The sequence below is a fragment of the Streptomyces sp. NPDC053560 genome (assembly GCF_044544605.1).
Lineage (GTDB): Bacteria > Actinomycetota > Actinomycetes > Streptomycetales > Streptomycetaceae > Streptomyces.
Genome location: NZ_JBITXI010000005.1, coordinates 317,864 through 332,126 on the forward strand (window position 1 = coordinate 317,864; position 14,263 = coordinate 332,126).

Consider the following 14,263-nt stretch of genomic DNA (forward strand, 5'->3'; position numbering starts at 1 on the left):
CGACCGGCCGGCTGCCGGACGCCCGGCCGCGGGTCACGGTCCGTCGGTGGCCCGGTCGGCCGCGGCCGTCGCTGTGCGGCGGAGCCGTTCCTTGAGGACCTTGCCGCCCGCGTTGCGCGGGAGTTCGGGCAGGAAGCTCACCTCCCTCGGCACCTTGTAGTTGGCCATCTCCCGGCGCGACCAGACGATCAGTTCGTCCCCTGTCACCGTCGCGCCGGGGCGCCGCACCACGTACGCCCGGCCGACCTCGCCCAGCCGGGCGTCGGGTATCCCGATCACGGCGGCGTCGGCGACGTCCGGGTGACGGAGCAGCAGTTGCTCGATCTCGGCCGGGTAGGCGTTGAACCCGCCGACGATGAACATGTCCTTGATCCGGTCGGTGATCCGGAGATTGCCCGCCTCGTCCAGGACGCCCACGTCGCCCGTGCACAGCCAGCCGTCGGGCGTGACGGCGCGGGCGGTGCCCTCGGGATCCTCGAAGTAGCCCGTCATGACGTGATAGCCGCGCACCCGTACCTCGCCGGGCCGGCCCGGCGCCACCGGTTGCCCCTTCGCGTCGACCACCGCGACCTCGGTGCCCGGTATCGCCCGGCCCGACGTGCCGGCGACGATCCCCGGCGGGTCGCCGCGCCGGCACATCGTCACCACGCCCGTACTCTCCGACAGGCCGTAAGCGGTCAGTACCGTGGCGACGCCCAGCTCGCCGCGCAGCTGCTCGACCAGCTCCAGCGGCACCACCGCCGCGCCCGTCACCACCAGCCGCAGCGTCGAGAGGTCGTGCCGCCCGCGCGCGGGATGGTCCAGCAGCTGCCGGTGGAGGGAGGGCGGGCCGGGCAGGACGGTGATGCGCTCGGCGGCGACGTTGGCGAGCGCGGTGTCGGCGCTGAAGACCGGTTGCGGGACGATCGTCGCGCCCCGCAGTAGGCAGGCGAGCACGCCCGCCTTGTAGCCGAAGGTGTGGAAGAACGGGTTGACGACGAGGTAGCGGTCGCCCTCGCGCAGCCCCGCCAGCTCGCTCCAGACGCCGTACGCGCGCAGCGTCTGGGCGTGGGTGATCACGGCCCCCTTGGGGCGGCCCGTGGTGCCCGAGGTGAACACGATGTCCGAGGGCGCCTCGGGCGGCACGGCGTCCGCGCGCTCCCGTACGGCCGCGGCCGGCACCCGCTCGCCGCCGGCCAGGAACTCCCGCCAGGTGCGCAGCCCGACGGGGGCGTCGTCGGCCAGCACCACCACGTCCCGCAGGTCCGGCAGCCCCGGCAGCGGGCCGTTCCCCGGGCCTTCCGCGGTGGCCCGGCGCAGCGAGGCGACGTACGAGGTGCCGAGGAAGGTGCCGGTGACGAAGAGCAGCCGGGCGCGGGTGCGGCGCAGGACGTCCGCGGCCTCGGCGCCCTTGAAACGGGTGTTGACCGGCACCAGGACCGCGCCCGCCGAGACGGCGCCGAGCGCGGAGACGATCCAGTCCGTGGTGTTCGGCGCCCACACCGCCACCCGGTCGCCGGGCACTACCCCGGCGGCGATGCAGGCCGCGGCCGCGCGCTCCACCCGCACGCCCAGCTCGGCGTACGAGACGCGGGTCCGTCCCTCGGCGACCGCCTCGCGCGCGCCGTACCGCGCTGCCGCCGCCCGCACCAGCCGCGGAAGCGTCCCGAACTCCACATCGGCACGCGGATCCGCCACCTCGTCCGCCCCGGATCCCGTCTCCCACGGGCCGGCGTCCACAAGGCCTTTGACGCCCTCGACGCCCCTGCCGCTCTCGGCGCCCTCGCCGTCCCGCCGCTGCACGTCGCCGGGCATCGCGCCTGCCTCTCTCCCCCGGCGGCGGAGCGGGCCGTACGCGGTGTCCGGGTGTCCGCCCGGGGGCCGTGCGGCGCGTACCGGCCGGGAGATCCCTGTGTGAGTTAGCTGACTACCCGTCAGATTAGCGGTAGCCTCCTCGGCTGTCAGTACGGACGACCGAGCACGGAGGTGGCGATGGGGACGGCCCTCAAGGACGCTACGGCGATCGTCGGCATCGGCCGGACGCCGTTCGCCAAGCAACTGCCCGAGTCCGAGAAGACACTGGCCTGCCGCGCGATCACCGCGGCCCTCGCCGACGCCGGCATCGCCCCCTCCGAGGTCGACGCCTTCGCCTCCTACACGATGGAGGAGACCGACGAGGTCGAGGTCGCCAAGGCCATCGGCGCCGGTGACATCACCTTCTTCTCCAAGGTCGGCTACGGCGGCGGCGGTTCCTGCGCCACCGTGGCCCATCTGGCCGCCGCCATCGCGACCGGCCAGGCCACCGTCGGCGTCGCCTGGCGCTCGCGCAAACGCGGCTCCGGGCCCCGCCCCTGGAAGAACACGGCCGCCCAACTCCCCACCCCCGCTCAATGGACCCGCCCCTTCGGCCTGCTCCGCCCGGCCGACGAGATCGGGATGCTCGCCCGTCGCTACATGCACCAGTACGGAGCCACCCGCGATCACCTCTTCAACGTCGCGCTGGCCTGTCGCAACCGCGCCAACCAGAACCCCGCGGCCGTCATGTACGACCGCCCGCTGACCCGCGAGATGTACATGACCTCCCGCTGGATCAGTGAGCCGCTCTGCCTCTTCGACAACTGCCTGGAGACCGACGGGGCGCTGGCCTGCGTCCTGGTCTCCGCCGAGCGCGCCCGCGACTGCCGGTCCGCCCCCGTCTACGTCCACGCCGCCGCGCAGGGCCTGCCCGCCCAGCACCACGGCATGGTCAACTACTGGACCGACGACCCACTCACCGGGCCCGCCTGGACAGCGGCACGCCACCTGTGGAAGTCCGCCGACTTCGGCCCGCAGGACGTGGACGTCGCCCAGATCTACGACGCCTTCACCCCGCTCGTCCCCCTCTCGCTGGAGGGCTACGGCTTCTGCGGGCGCGGCGAGGGCGCGGCCTTCACCGAGGGCGGCGCCCTGGAGATCGGCGGCCGGCTCCCTCTGAACACGGGCGGCGGCGGCCTCTCCGAGGGGTACGTCCACGGTTTCAACCTGATCACCGAGGGGGTCGAGCAGCTGCGCGGCACCAGCACCGCGCAGGTGCCCGACGCCGCGACCTGCCTGGTCACCGCCGGCGAATGCGTCCCGACTTCCGCTCTCCTGCTGAGGAGTTGACCCGCTGTGACGTTCATGAAGCCGAGTGTGACACCGGCCGCCGACAGCCGCACCGCCCCCGCCCGGCCTGTGGATAACTCCCCCGCAGCGACCCAGCCCGCACCCGAACCCGCAGCCACCGCACCCACCGCCACCACCGGGGATGCCCTCACCGCCGACGGCTTCCTGCTCCCCGTCCCCGACGAGGACGGCGCGCCGTTCTGGGCGTACGCGGCACGCGGCGAACTGCGCGTCCAGGCCTGCGCCGACTGCGGCGAACTGCGCTTCCCGCCCCGCCCCTGCTGCCCGCACTGCCAGTCCTTCGCGAGCGGATGGCGGCGGATGAGCGGCCGCGGCCGGATCTGGTCCTATGTCCGGCCGCACCCGCCGCTGCTGCCCGCGTACGCGGCCCTGGCCCCCTACAACGCGATCGTCGTCGAACTGGCCGAGGCGCCCCGCATCCGGCTGGTCGGCAACCTCGTCAGCGCCCCCGACGCCGCACTGGATTCCGTACCCCCGGAACGGCTGCGCATCGGCGCGGCGGTGAAGGTGGCCTTCCACGAAATGGCGGACGGCGTGACCGTGCCGCGCTGGCTGTTGGAGCGCCCGTGACCGTACGTATCGACACCCGGGCCGGCGCGGGCGTCGCGCTGGTCACCCTCGACCGGCCCGACCGTCACAACGCCATCGACCTGGAGACCGCCGGCGAACTGGCGGACGCCTGGCGCGCCTTCCGTTTCGACGGCACCGTACGCGCCGCGGTGGTGGCCGGCGCCGGCGGCCGGGCCTTCTGCACGGGCATCGACCGCTCGGTCCGCGTGCCGCAGCCGCCGTCCCCCTACTCCCTCGACGACCCGCTGCTCCGCATCGGCCCCAAGGCGGCCGACCTGTGGAAACCGGTGATCGCCGCGGTCGACGGCATGGCCTGCGGCGGCGCCTTCTATCTGCTGGGCGAGTGCGAGTTCGTCGTGGCGTCGGAGACCTCGACGTTCTTCGACCCGCACACGACGTACGGCATGGTCAGCGCGTACGAGTCGGTGCTCATGGCGCAGCGGATGCCGTACGGGGAGATCGCCCGGCTCGCGCTGACGGGCACCGCCGAACGGCTCGGCGCGCGCCGCGCCCACGAGGTGGGACTGGTGTCGGAGCTGACGCCGCCGGGCGAGGCGGTGCCGGCCGCGTTGCGAGTGGCCGAGACCATCGCGGCACAGCCCACCGAGGCCGTGCAGGGGACCGTACGGGCCCTCTGGGCGGCCAAGGAGGCGACCCGCGAGCGGGCGCTGGCGCACGCCCCGCAGCTGATCGCCCTCGGCAACCTGCCACCGGAGCGGCAGGCCGGGCTCTTCGGAGAGCGCGGAAAGGAGTACCGGACGCGGTGATGCCCTCGTCCGCCGCCCGGCCCGGTTCCGGAGACGGGTGACCGTGGCTCAGTGCAGGTCGGTGAGGACGCAGTCGGTGACCTTGGCGGCGCGGGCGGGGTGAGCCATCGGAACGGCGACCACGGTGTCCTCCGACGAGTCGTACCCGTAGACGGCGTCCATAGAGGGATTGACGGTGACGCGCGCGGTGTCCACCGTCGTGCGGCCGGCGCCGCGGAACTCGACCGTGACCGTCACGTCCTCGTTCGGGTCCTCCACCGTCAGTGCCACCTCGGCCCCGGGCTCCGCCGCGTCCGGGTCGTCGCCGACGCAGCCGACGATCTTGCCGCGCCGCTCGGCATACGGGTCGTACGTCGAGTCGTCGCTGCCCGAGGAGTCGTCATCGTCATCGTCGTAGTGGTGGCTGCTGCCGTGGGAACCGCTGCTGCTGGAGTGCGCACTGCAGCCTCCGCCGCCACCGCTGCTGCCATGACCGTGCGGCCGGAAGCCGGTGAGCGTGACGAGAACGACGGCCACGACGGCCGTGAGCCGCAGATGACGGCGTGCCATGAAATCCCCCGAGTGCTTGACGAGCGCACGTCACGATACAACCACCGCATTGCCGTGGCGGGGCCCGGCGGCACGGCGTAGCGTCGGCGGTGGAGGACATCAGCGAAGCGAAACGAGGCGATGCTGGTGATTCGCAACGTCATCGGCTCCCTGATCGCCCTCATCGGAGCGGCGGCCGCCGTATGGAGCCCCTTCCGTCCTTGGTACGACGGCCGTCACGGCGAGGACTTCCGCGTCGCCGACCTCTTCAACGGCATCACCGGCACCGGCGCGGACGTCATGCGCTCGCTCCTGCTGCCGATGCTGGCCGGGGCCGTGCTCACGCTGCTCGGCGTCCTGCTGAGGTCGCGTCTGCTCGTCACCCTCGCCGGCCTGGTCGTCCTGGGCTTCACCGTCCTGTGGATGGTGCGGCAGGGCCAGGCCGCCGGCAGCCTCACCGCCGGGAGCGGGGGCAGGGGGCTGGGCGTCGGCGTGGCCGCGGCCGCGGGCGGCGGCATCCTGCTGTTGCTGGGCGCCGTCATGATGAGCGGCCGCCGCGGCGTACGCGCCCGCAGACGCCGCACGAGGGACGAGCGGGACTACGAACCGGCGCCCTACGGAGAGCCCGAGGGCCGGTACGCCTTCGAGGGCGGCGCCCCCGCTCCGTACGAGGGCGGCGCTCCCCCTCCCTACGAGGGCGGGCCGCGAGGCGGCCCCTACGCCTACGGGGAGCCGCCCTACGGGGAGCCGCCGGGCCCGGGCCCGCACACGGGACACCCGGACGTGCCCTACGGAGGGCCGGGACCGCTCGGCGGCGCCCACCAGGAGCCGTGGCCGCCGACGCACGACGGCACGACGCCGCCGGCCGGTACGCCGCGGGCCGTGCCGCAGGAGCCCCGCCCCGACGGGCCACCGCCGGACGGCCCCTACCGGGACGAGCCCGCCGCGCCCACGCAGCGGCTGCCGCGCATTCCGGGCGACGAGCGGCAGCAGGGCCGCGACCGCCCGCCCGAGGAGCGCTGAGACCCGAGGCCCCGAGAAGCGCCGCGGCGCTCCTTAGGAGCGCCGCGCCTGTCCGGTCCCCTTGGCCGCGTCCAGCGCGTACACGCAGCGGTCCTTGCTGCAGGCGTAGACGACGCCCGCCGCGGCCACCGGGGTACCGGTGATCTCGCCGCCCGTCGCCAGCTTCCAGCGCAGCTGTCCGCCCATCGCGTCCAGCGTGTACAGGCAGGAGTCGGCGGACCCGAAGTGCACCCGGCCGTCCGCGGCCACCGGGGTGCCGATGACCTCGCCGCCCGCCTGGAAACGCCAGCGGGGCGTGCCCGTCACCGCGTCCAGCGTGTACAGCGCGTTGCCGCTGCCCAGGTGCACCGCGCCGTCGGCGACCAGTACCGGCTCGGTCGACTGGCGCGCCTCGGTGGCGATCCGCCAGCGGTCCCGGCCGTCGCTGGCGTCCAGCGCGTAGACCGTGCCGAGGTAGTCGGCGAGGTAGATGCCGCCACCGGTGACGGCGGGCCCGGGGGCGTAGGCGGGCGGCGACAGGAAGACCGCCGGCGCCTCGAAGTGCCAGCGGACGTCGCCGCGGTTGATGTCGATGGCCAGCACGCGGGTGCCGGCCACGACGTAGGCCACCCCGTCCGGAGCGGTCAGGAGGCGCACCGGCACCCCACCGCAGGACGCCGCGTCCCCCACGGGGTACGACCAGCGTTCGGCACCCGTACGGGCCTCCAGCGCCTTCAGCCGCGCGTCCGCCCACACGTAGACCGTGCCCTCGTGCACGACCGGGCCGGACTCGGCGGTCTCGAAGTCGGTCTGCGCGCCGCCGATCTCCCACAGCAGCTCGCCGTTGGCCGCCTCCCAGGCCTGCACGCCGCCGCCACGGGTGCCGGTGACGACCGTACCGCGGTCCACGCCCAGGCTGTAGACCCAGCCCTCGGTGTTCAGCCGCCACAGCTCGGAGCCGTCGGTGGCGTCCAGCGCGTACAGGCTCGGGCCGTCCGAGGCGTGGATCCGGCCGTCCGAGACGGCCATCGCCCAGGCGACCTCGCGGGTCTTGAACTGACGCCGCCCGCTGGCCACGTCCAGCGCGTGCACCTCGAAGGACGTGACGTACAGCAGGTCGCCGGAGACGACCGGGGTGCCCCACACGTCGTTCGACATACGGAACCGCCAGGGGCGCCAGCGGCCGGGGCCGCCCTGCGCCGCGGGGTCGCCCGGCCGGCCGGGCGCGGGCGCGCCGTGACCGGCCTGCGGGCCCGGTGTCTGCGGAGGCACGGCGGGCGGCGGTCCGGCGGGCCCGGCCGGGGCCTGCACGCCGGCCGGCGGCCGCACCCAGTTGGTCGCCCCTCCGGGCTGCGCCTGCGGGGCCGGTCCGTCCGCCCGGGGGCCGGGCCCTATCGGGGCGACGGAGCCGCCGAGCCGCAGGGAGCCGTCCGGGCCCTCGGCCTCCGGGGGCAGCGGCGCGGCGGGCGCGACCGGGCCGGTGGGCGCCGCCTGTGCGAGCGGCGCGCTGCTGCGCGGGTCGCCGATCCGGCGTGCGCCCGGCCCTACCGCCGCGGAAGCGGCCCAGCCGGGGTCGCCCGCGGCCGCGGGCATCGGCGCGCTCTCCTGGCGCTGCGGGGCCGGCCGGGAGGCGGGCGGCGCCGACGGCTGCGCGGGCGGGGCGGCAGGCGGCCGCTCCGGCTCGGAGTACGCGCCACGGGCGCCGCGCCCCGAGGAGGCGGCGGCCCGCTGGGCGGCCTGCCGCGCGGCAGCGACCCGGCCACCGCGCCTGCTCTCGATCAGGCCCACGGCGTTCCCGGGGAGCCAGGCCGAGGCCGTACCGCTGTCGTCGGTACCGGAACCGAACAGATGCGGCGCCAGCTGGGACTGCAGGTCGGCGGGGCTCGGGCGGTGCTCGGCGGCCATCTGCATGGTGGACTCGATCAGCGGCCGCAGCTCGTCGGGCAGCCCTTCGAGGTCCGGACCCTCGCGCAGCAGCATGAAGACCGTCTCGACCGGGTTGGCGCCGTGGAAGGGCGCGTGCCCGGTGGCGGCGAAGACCAGGGTGGAGCCGAGCGAGAAGATGTCGCTGGCACCCGTGACGCTGCGCGAGTCGCGCGCCTGTTCGGGTGACATGTACGCAGGCGTGCCGACGGCGACGTTCGTCATCGTCAGGCGGGTGTTCGACACCCCGCTGGCGATACCGAAGTCGATCACTCGGGGGCCGTCCTCCACGACCAGCACGTTCGACGGCTTCAGGTCGCGGTGGACCAGCCCCGCGCCATGAATGGACTGCAGGGCCTCGGCGACGCCGGCCGCCAGCCAGCGCACCGCCTGGGCCGGCAGCGGCCCGCACTCATTGACTATTTCTTCCAGCGACGGGGCAGGGACGTACGCGGTCGCCAGCCAGGGCACCGCCGCACGCGGATCGGCGTCGACCACCGCCGCGGTGTAGAAGCCGCTGACCGCCCGCGCCGCCTCGACCTCACGCGTGAAGCGGACCCGGAACAGCTGGTCCTCGGCGAGCTCGGTACGGACTGTCTTGATCGCCACCCGCCGGCCGGACGCCGAGCGCGCGAGATACACCAGCCCCATACCGCCGGCACCGAGACGGCCGAGCACCTCGAACGGGCCGATCCGCCGGGGATCGTGCTGCGTCAGCTGCTCCACCACTTGCCTGCCACCTCCCCGTGGGGCGTCAAAGAGACTCTCAAAAGCCAAGAGCCGCCGAGAGCCACTGCCCCGAGCAGCGTCTCACCGCCTGGCCGATTCGGCCGTACGCATGCTGATTCTTCCTGGCGAAGCCGACGGTTGCGAACCCGGGGGCTTCCCGCCGTGTCCCGTGTCCCGCCGAGCGGTACGCGCAGGGGTCGTTACCTGCCGTTACACCCCACGTGCGGGAGCCCGACGGGTCCGGTTCACACGCCGGCCGCACATATGTCCGGTGACCACCGGGTGGCCGAGGTCACGGCCGTACACCCCGGCCTGATGTCCCCGGGCTCCGGTCCGTGCACCGGTGTGCCGTCCGTCGTCGCCATTCACTTCCCCGTACGTACTGTCCGTCCCGCTCGCTCAACGGTTTCCGCGGAGCCTGCGGACCCGTTGCCGGACCGCGCCGCCCGCGGCCCGGCAACGGGAGCTGCCTCTGACCCCAATTCTGCTGTGCCGAAAGCCGTTCGGGGGCCATGACCACGAACTAATTGCCGGACGGGCACGCCTACTTGGCAAGAGGAGTGACTCTTTGCACCGTCTTGGCGGGTTATGCGCCATGACTCGTCAAGCAAACGTTCATACTTCTGAGGCGAGAGAGGCAGGTGTGGCGGCTGAGGCGGGACGCAAGAGCGCCCCCGACGGCCGCGCCCCCTGCGGGACCGTCGGCTACTTCGGGGCCATCAGCCCGAAGGCCGCGCCCTGATTGTCGACCACCAGGGCGAGGGGACCGCTGGGCGTCCCCTGGGGCTCACTGAGGACCTTGCCGCCCTGCCGGACCACCGTCCGCACGGCCGCCTCCATCTCCTCCGCCAGGAAGAAGACGGTGAAGTGCGCGGGCAGCTCGGCCGGCGCCCGCGCGTCCAGCACGATCCGGCAGCCGATCTCGCGCTCTACGCCCGCGACCCGCCACGGCAGGAACGTCGCGGTGGCCCCCTGGCCGTCGGTCACGCCCTCGAAGCCGAAGACCTCCCCGTAGAAGACGTCCACCGCCTCGGGGGCCCGCGTACTGAGGCCCATCCATACGTAGGAGCCGGGCTCGGCCTGCACCTCGAAGCCCTCGTGCCGGCCGGCCTGCCAGGCACCGAAGACCGCTCCCCCGGGGTCGACGCCCAGCATCATCGCGCCCAGGTCGCCGACCGGAGTGACACCCGTGATCACCTGGCCGCCCGCCTCCCGGACCCCGGCCACGGTGGCGGCCAGGTCGGAGGACGCGAAGTAGACGCCCCACACGGTGGGCATCCGGCCGTCCCTCTTGGGCATCAGACCCGCGGCCTTCCGCCCGTCGAGCAGCGCGGTGGCGTAACTCCCGAAGGCGGGATCGCTGCCCACGAAGGACCAGCCGAACAGCTCACCGTAGAAGCGCTTGCCCGCTTCCAGGTCGGGCAGCATCGCATCCGCCCAACAGGGCGCGCCATCCACAAAAGCCGTCATACGGACAAATTATCCCGGGATCTCCGCGTGCGCCCCCGGATGCGGCCTCCGGCAATACCCCTGGGAGGTTGTCCACCGGGATTGTCCACAGGCTGTTGATAAGACGATTCACTTGTTCAGGCCAAAGCGGCCGGACCGGATTCGCGGCCCCGAAGCCAGGCGGCAGAAGCCTCTTCGGGGCCCGTGGCGCCCCATCCCCATTTGCAGGCAGCCAAATCGCGCTCCGATCACCCCTCGGTAAGCTGACGGCATGACAGGACAAGTTCGAACCGTCGACGGCAGAGTCGCCGGCCGCCGCGGGCAGGCGACCCGGCAGAAGCTGCTCGACTGCCTCAGCGAGATGCTCAGTTCGTCCCCGTACCGGGACGTCAAGGTCATCGACGTCGCACGCAAGGCGGGCACGTCACCCGCGACGTTCTACCAGTACTTCCCCGATGTCGAGGGCGCCGTCCTCGAGATCGCCGAGGAGATGGCCAAGGAGGGCGCGAACCTGACCGAACTGGTCGCCGGGCGCTCCTGGGTCGGCAAGTCCGGCCGCCAGACGGCCGAGGAACTGGTCGACGGCTTCCTCTCCTTCTGGCGCAAGCACGACGCCATCCTGCGCGTCGTCGATCTCGGCGCGGCGGAGGGCGACAAGCGGTTCTACAAGATCCGCATGAAGATCCTGAACGCCGTCACCAACTCCCTTACGGACTCCATCAAGGAGCTCCAGGCCAAGAACAAGGTGGACAAGGACGTCAGCCCGGCGGCGATGGCCGGCTCGCTGGTCGCCATGCTCGCCGCGGTCGCCGGCCACCAGAAGGGCTTCACCAGCTGGGGCGTCAAGCAGGCCGAGCTCAAGCCGAACCTCGCGCTGCTCGTCCACCTCGGCGTCACGGGCAAGAAGCCCGCCAGGTAACCGGGGCGCGGCGTGCGACCGCCGCCCCCGGTACGAGGCGACGACAGCCTCGGCATGCTGCCGACGCGTCCTCGCCGGTCCGCCCTTCGTCCTGCCATATCTGCACACCACATCGGGCACCGCCCGGACTCTTCCGAGAGCCGGACGGTGCCCGATGCGTATCCGCGCGCGGTACCGAGTGCGCAGCCGATCCCGTACCCGGCCGATGGGCCGCGTCCGTACGCCGTACGGAGTGCGTAGGCGGCCCGTACGGAATCAGCGCCGGCCGAGCCGGAACAGCCGGATCTCACGCGTCACCCGTGACTGGTAAGCGGCGTACGGCGGCCCGAAGGCCAGCACCGCCCGCCAGGCGGCGTCCCGCTCCGGCCCGGTGAGCGGCACCTTTCCCCGGGTCGGCCGGTGCACAGCGCGGTCCGGGGCCGGCACGAGGTGCGGTGCGGCCCTGGCGAACACCCGGGTCGCCGACACCTTCTGCACCAGGCGCACCCCGAAACGCACCGGCACCGCCGTCTCTCCCGTCGCCCCCATCAGGCCGGCACCGCCGCTCCCGTACGGCGCTCCGCGAACAGGCCGCACATGTCGGCGGCGTGCGCGCGCAACCGGTGCGCCGGGCCGAACAGCAGCTCGTCGCCGGCCGCGCGCCGGGCATACCGCTGCGCCACGCGCTCTTCAGGGGAGCCGGCCCCGCCGTGCAGTTGTACGGCCTCGCCCGCCACGGCGCGCAGCGTCTCCAGCGCCTGCGCCGGGGCGAGGCCGCACTCGCCGGGAGCGCCACGTCCGGCGTCCGCCTCCCAGGCGGCGCTGTACGCCGCTGCGCGCGCGGACCGCACCGCGGCGTACAGGTCGGCGAGCCGGTGCCGCACCGCGGGGTCGCCGGTGCCGGGCCGGAGGTGCGCGGCGGCGCGGGCCAGCGCGGCGTCGGCGGCGCCCACGGCCTCGGCGGCCAGCGCGGCGGCCGCCGTCGCCCCCGCGGCGGCCAGCGCGGCGGGCACGGCCGCACCCTCCTCGTCCTCGCCCAGCAACGCGCCGGACACGTCCCGCAGTTCGAGGCGGGCCTGCGGCCGGGTCTCGTCGAGCGCGGCCGACCGGGTCCGCCGCAGGCCCGGTACGCCGGCACGTACGACGAAGAGCAGCGTGCGGCCGCGTACGTACGCCCCGGCACGCGCGGCCACGAACAGCACGTCGGCGCCGCACCCGTGGAGCACCTGACCGGCCTCCCCATAGAGGCGCCACCCGCCGCGGCCATCGGCCCGGGCCTGGATGCCGCCGGCGCGGCCGCCGCCCGCCCAGTCGCCCGTGTTGGGCCCGGTGAGCGCGAGCGCGGTGGCCAGCCGTGCGCCCGGTACGGCCAGCGTGCCGGTCAGCTCACCGGCCGCGAGGGCGGGCAGCAGTTCGCTGCGCTGCGCCTTACTGCCAAGCGCGAGGAGCAGCGGCGCGGCCAGCGCGGCGGTGGGCAGCAGGGGCGAGGGCAGCAGCACGCGGCCGGCCTCCTCGCAGGCGAGGGCCAGTGCGGTGACCCCGCGGCCGGCGCCGCCGTACGCGGTCGGCAGCACGAGGCCCGGCAGCCCGAGCCGCCCGGCGAGGGTCCGCCACAGCTCCTCGTCGTGGTCCCGTGGCCCCTCCCCGGCGGCCCCTGGTCCGTCCGGGCCGTGGTGGCCCCGCAGCAGTGCGCGCAGGGCGCTGCTGCGGTCCTCGTCCTGCTCCTCGGTGAACGCGGCATCCATCGGCGGGCTCCTCCCGGCCGTACGGTGACACCCGTCAGACCTGACGGGCCGTCATGGTAGGGAGCGGCCGCGCACTTTCCCAGCCCCGCGCACCACCTGACCCGGCACCGTGCACCGACCCGCCCGCCTCGTGGACCGCCCTCCCCGACCCCGTACGCCGCCCCTGCCCCGTACAGCGCCCTGCCCGGCCGCCATTATCTGATGTACCGTCAGATTCATGACTCCAGGGACCGGGACTCCCGCACGTACCCGCAAGGTCGCCGTCGCCGGAGTGGCGCTGGCCGACTGCGGCCGGGTCGACGACGCCACCCCCTACGCCCTGCACGCCCAGGCCGCCCGCCGCGCGCTGGCCGACTCCGGGCTGGACCGCTCGGCCGTCGACGGGTTCGCCTCGGCCGGGCTCGGCACGCTCGCCCCCATCGAGGTCGCGGAGTACCTCGGCCTCCGCCCCACGTGGGTCGACTCGACGTCCGTCGGCGGCGCCACGTGGGAGGTCATGGCCGCGCACGCCGCCGACGCGATCGCCGCCGGGCACGCCGACGCGGTACTGCTGGTGTACGGGTCGACCGCCCGCGCCGACCTCAAGGCGCGGCGCCGCACCGCCGACCTCTCCTTCGGGGCACGCGGTCCGCTGCAGTTCGAAGCGCCCTACGGTCACACCCTGATCGCCAAGTACGCGATGGCCGCGCGCCGGCACATGCACCAGTACGGCACGACCCTGGAACAACTCGCCGAGGTCGCCGTGCAGGCGCGCGCCAACGCCGCGGCCAACCCGGACGCGATGTACCGGGACCCGATCACCACCGACGACGTGCTGTCCGGCCCGGTGATCGCCGACCCCTTCACCAAGCTGCACTGCTGCATCCGCTCCGACGGCGGCTGCGCGGTCCTGCTCGTGGCCGAGGACCGGGCACCGGACCTGGCCCGGCCGCCGGTATGGATCCTCGGCTCGGGCACCGCGGTCTCGCACAGCGCGATGTCGGAATGGGACGACTTCACCGTCTCCCCGGCGGCCGTCTCGGGGCGGCTGGCCTTCGAACGGGCGGGCGTCCGCCCGGCGGAGATCGAGGTCGCGCAGCTCTACGACGCCTTCACCTACATGACGCTGGTGACGCTGGAGGACCTCGGCTTCTGCCCGAAGGGCGAGGGCGGCGCGTTCGTGGAGAAGGGGCGACTGCTCCGGGACGGCGCGCTGCCGACGAACACCGACGGCGGCGGGCTGGCCGCCTGCCACCCCGGGATGCGCGGACTGTTCCTGCTGGTGGAAGCCGTACGGCAGCTGCGCGGCGAGGCCGGCGACGGCCGCCAGGTACGCCGGGCCGACGGGCGCCCGCCACGGCTCGCGGTCGCCTCGGGCACCGGCGGCTGGTTCTGCTCCTCGGGGACGGTGGTGCTCGGGGCCGACTGACGGGTGGTGCGAGGGGCCGGGGCCGCCGGGCCGTGGGCCGGGGTTGCGTTGGAGCGCGCTCCAGCTCGTAGCGTCCGGTCCACGACCCGACCCGAGGGGG

Annotated in this window: 12 protein-coding genes; 6 read left to right on the top strand and 6 right to left on the bottom strand. The window is 74.2% G+C overall.

What is annotated here, in order from left to right; genetic code table 11:
• Positions 1–33: 33 nt before the first annotated feature.
• Positions 34–1,794 (bottom strand): FadD3 family acyl-CoA ligase, encoded by a 1,761-nt coding sequence (locus ACIGQF_RS14040; protein WP_399709516.1) that lies wholly within the window; start codon positions 1,792–1,794, stop codon positions 34–36.
• Between the two features lie 177 nt (positions 1,795–1,971).
• On the opposite strand from ACIGQF_RS14040, the gene ACIGQF_RS14045 reads away from it, so the two are divergent.
• The 3 genes from ACIGQF_RS14045 (at position 1,972) to ACIGQF_RS14055 (ending at position 4,481) form a co-directional block, all read left to right on the top strand.
• The gene (locus ACIGQF_RS14045) at positions 1,972–3,123 is read left to right on the top strand and encodes a lipid-transfer protein (protein WP_399709519.1); all 1,152 of its coding nucleotides are present in this window, start codon (positions 1,972–1,974) and stop codon (positions 3,121–3,123) included.
• A 165-nt stretch (positions 3,124–3,288) separates the two neighbouring features.
• Positions 3,289–3,714, top strand: coding sequence for a Zn-ribbon domain-containing OB-fold protein (locus tag ACIGQF_RS14050; RefSeq protein ID WP_399710146.1), 426 nt, complete (start codon positions 3,289–3,291; stop codon positions 3,712–3,714).
• Positions 3,711–4,481, top strand: coding sequence for an enoyl-CoA hydratase/isomerase family protein (locus ACIGQF_RS14055; protein WP_399709522.1), 771 nt, complete (start codon positions 3,711–3,713; stop codon positions 4,479–4,481). The genes ACIGQF_RS14050 and ACIGQF_RS14055 overlap by 4 nt, the downstream gene beginning before the upstream one ends.
• A gap of 48 nt (positions 4,482–4,529) precedes the next feature.
• On the opposite strand, the gene ACIGQF_RS14060 is transcribed toward ACIGQF_RS14055, so the two are convergent.
• On the bottom strand, positions 4,530–5,030 hold the full coding sequence (locus ACIGQF_RS14060; RefSeq protein ID WP_399709525.1) for a hypothetical protein: 501 nt from the start codon (positions 5,028–5,030) through the stop codon (positions 4,530–4,532).
• 126 nt (positions 5,031–5,156) lie between these two features.
• Here ACIGQF_RS14060 and ACIGQF_RS14065 point away from each other — a divergent pair, with 126 nt between their 5' ends.
• Positions 5,157–6,032: a hypothetical protein gene (locus ACIGQF_RS14065; RefSeq protein ID WP_399709528.1), complete on the top strand. Its 876-nt coding sequence runs from the start codon at positions 5,157–5,159 to the stop codon at positions 6,030–6,032.
• Between the two features lie 33 nt (positions 6,033–6,065).
• Here ACIGQF_RS14065 and ACIGQF_RS14070 read toward each other — a convergent pair whose 3' ends face one another.
• Positions 6,066–8,663, bottom strand: coding sequence for a PQQ-binding-like beta-propeller repeat protein (locus ACIGQF_RS14070; protein ID WP_399709531.1), 2,598 nt, complete (start codon positions 8,661–8,663; stop codon positions 6,066–6,068).
• Positions 8,664–9,368: 705 nt separating this feature from the next.
• On the bottom strand, positions 9,369–10,133 hold the full coding sequence (locus ACIGQF_RS14075; RefSeq protein WP_399709534.1) for a VOC family protein: 765 nt from the start codon (positions 10,131–10,133) through the stop codon (positions 9,369–9,371).
• Positions 10,134–10,383: 250 nt separating this feature from the next.
• On the opposite strand from ACIGQF_RS14075, the gene ACIGQF_RS14080 reads away from it, so the two are divergent.
• Positions 10,384–11,031: a TetR family transcriptional regulator gene (locus ACIGQF_RS14080; protein WP_399709537.1), complete on the top strand. Its 648-nt coding sequence runs from the start codon at positions 10,384–10,386 to the stop codon at positions 11,029–11,031.
• Between the two features lie 255 nt (positions 11,032–11,286).
• On the opposite strand, the gene ACIGQF_RS14085 is transcribed toward ACIGQF_RS14080, so the two are convergent.
• Positions 11,287–11,559: a hypothetical protein gene (locus tag ACIGQF_RS14085; RefSeq protein WP_399709540.1), complete on the bottom strand. Its 273-nt coding sequence runs from the start codon at positions 11,557–11,559 to the stop codon at positions 11,287–11,289.
• On the bottom strand, positions 11,559–12,755 hold the full coding sequence (locus ACIGQF_RS14090) for an acyl-CoA dehydrogenase family protein (RefSeq protein WP_399709542.1): 1,197 nt from the start codon (positions 12,753–12,755) through the stop codon (positions 11,559–11,561). The genes ACIGQF_RS14085 and ACIGQF_RS14090 overlap by 1 nt, the downstream gene beginning before the upstream one ends.
• Positions 12,756–12,972: 217 nt before the next feature.
• Between ACIGQF_RS14090 and ACIGQF_RS14095 the strand changes: the two genes are divergently transcribed.
• Entirely contained in the window at positions 12,973–14,163 is a 1,191-nt protein-coding gene (locus tag ACIGQF_RS14095; protein ID WP_399709545.1) for a thiolase C-terminal domain-containing protein, read from the top strand.
• The last annotated feature ends 100 nt before the right edge of the window (positions 14,164–14,263 follow it).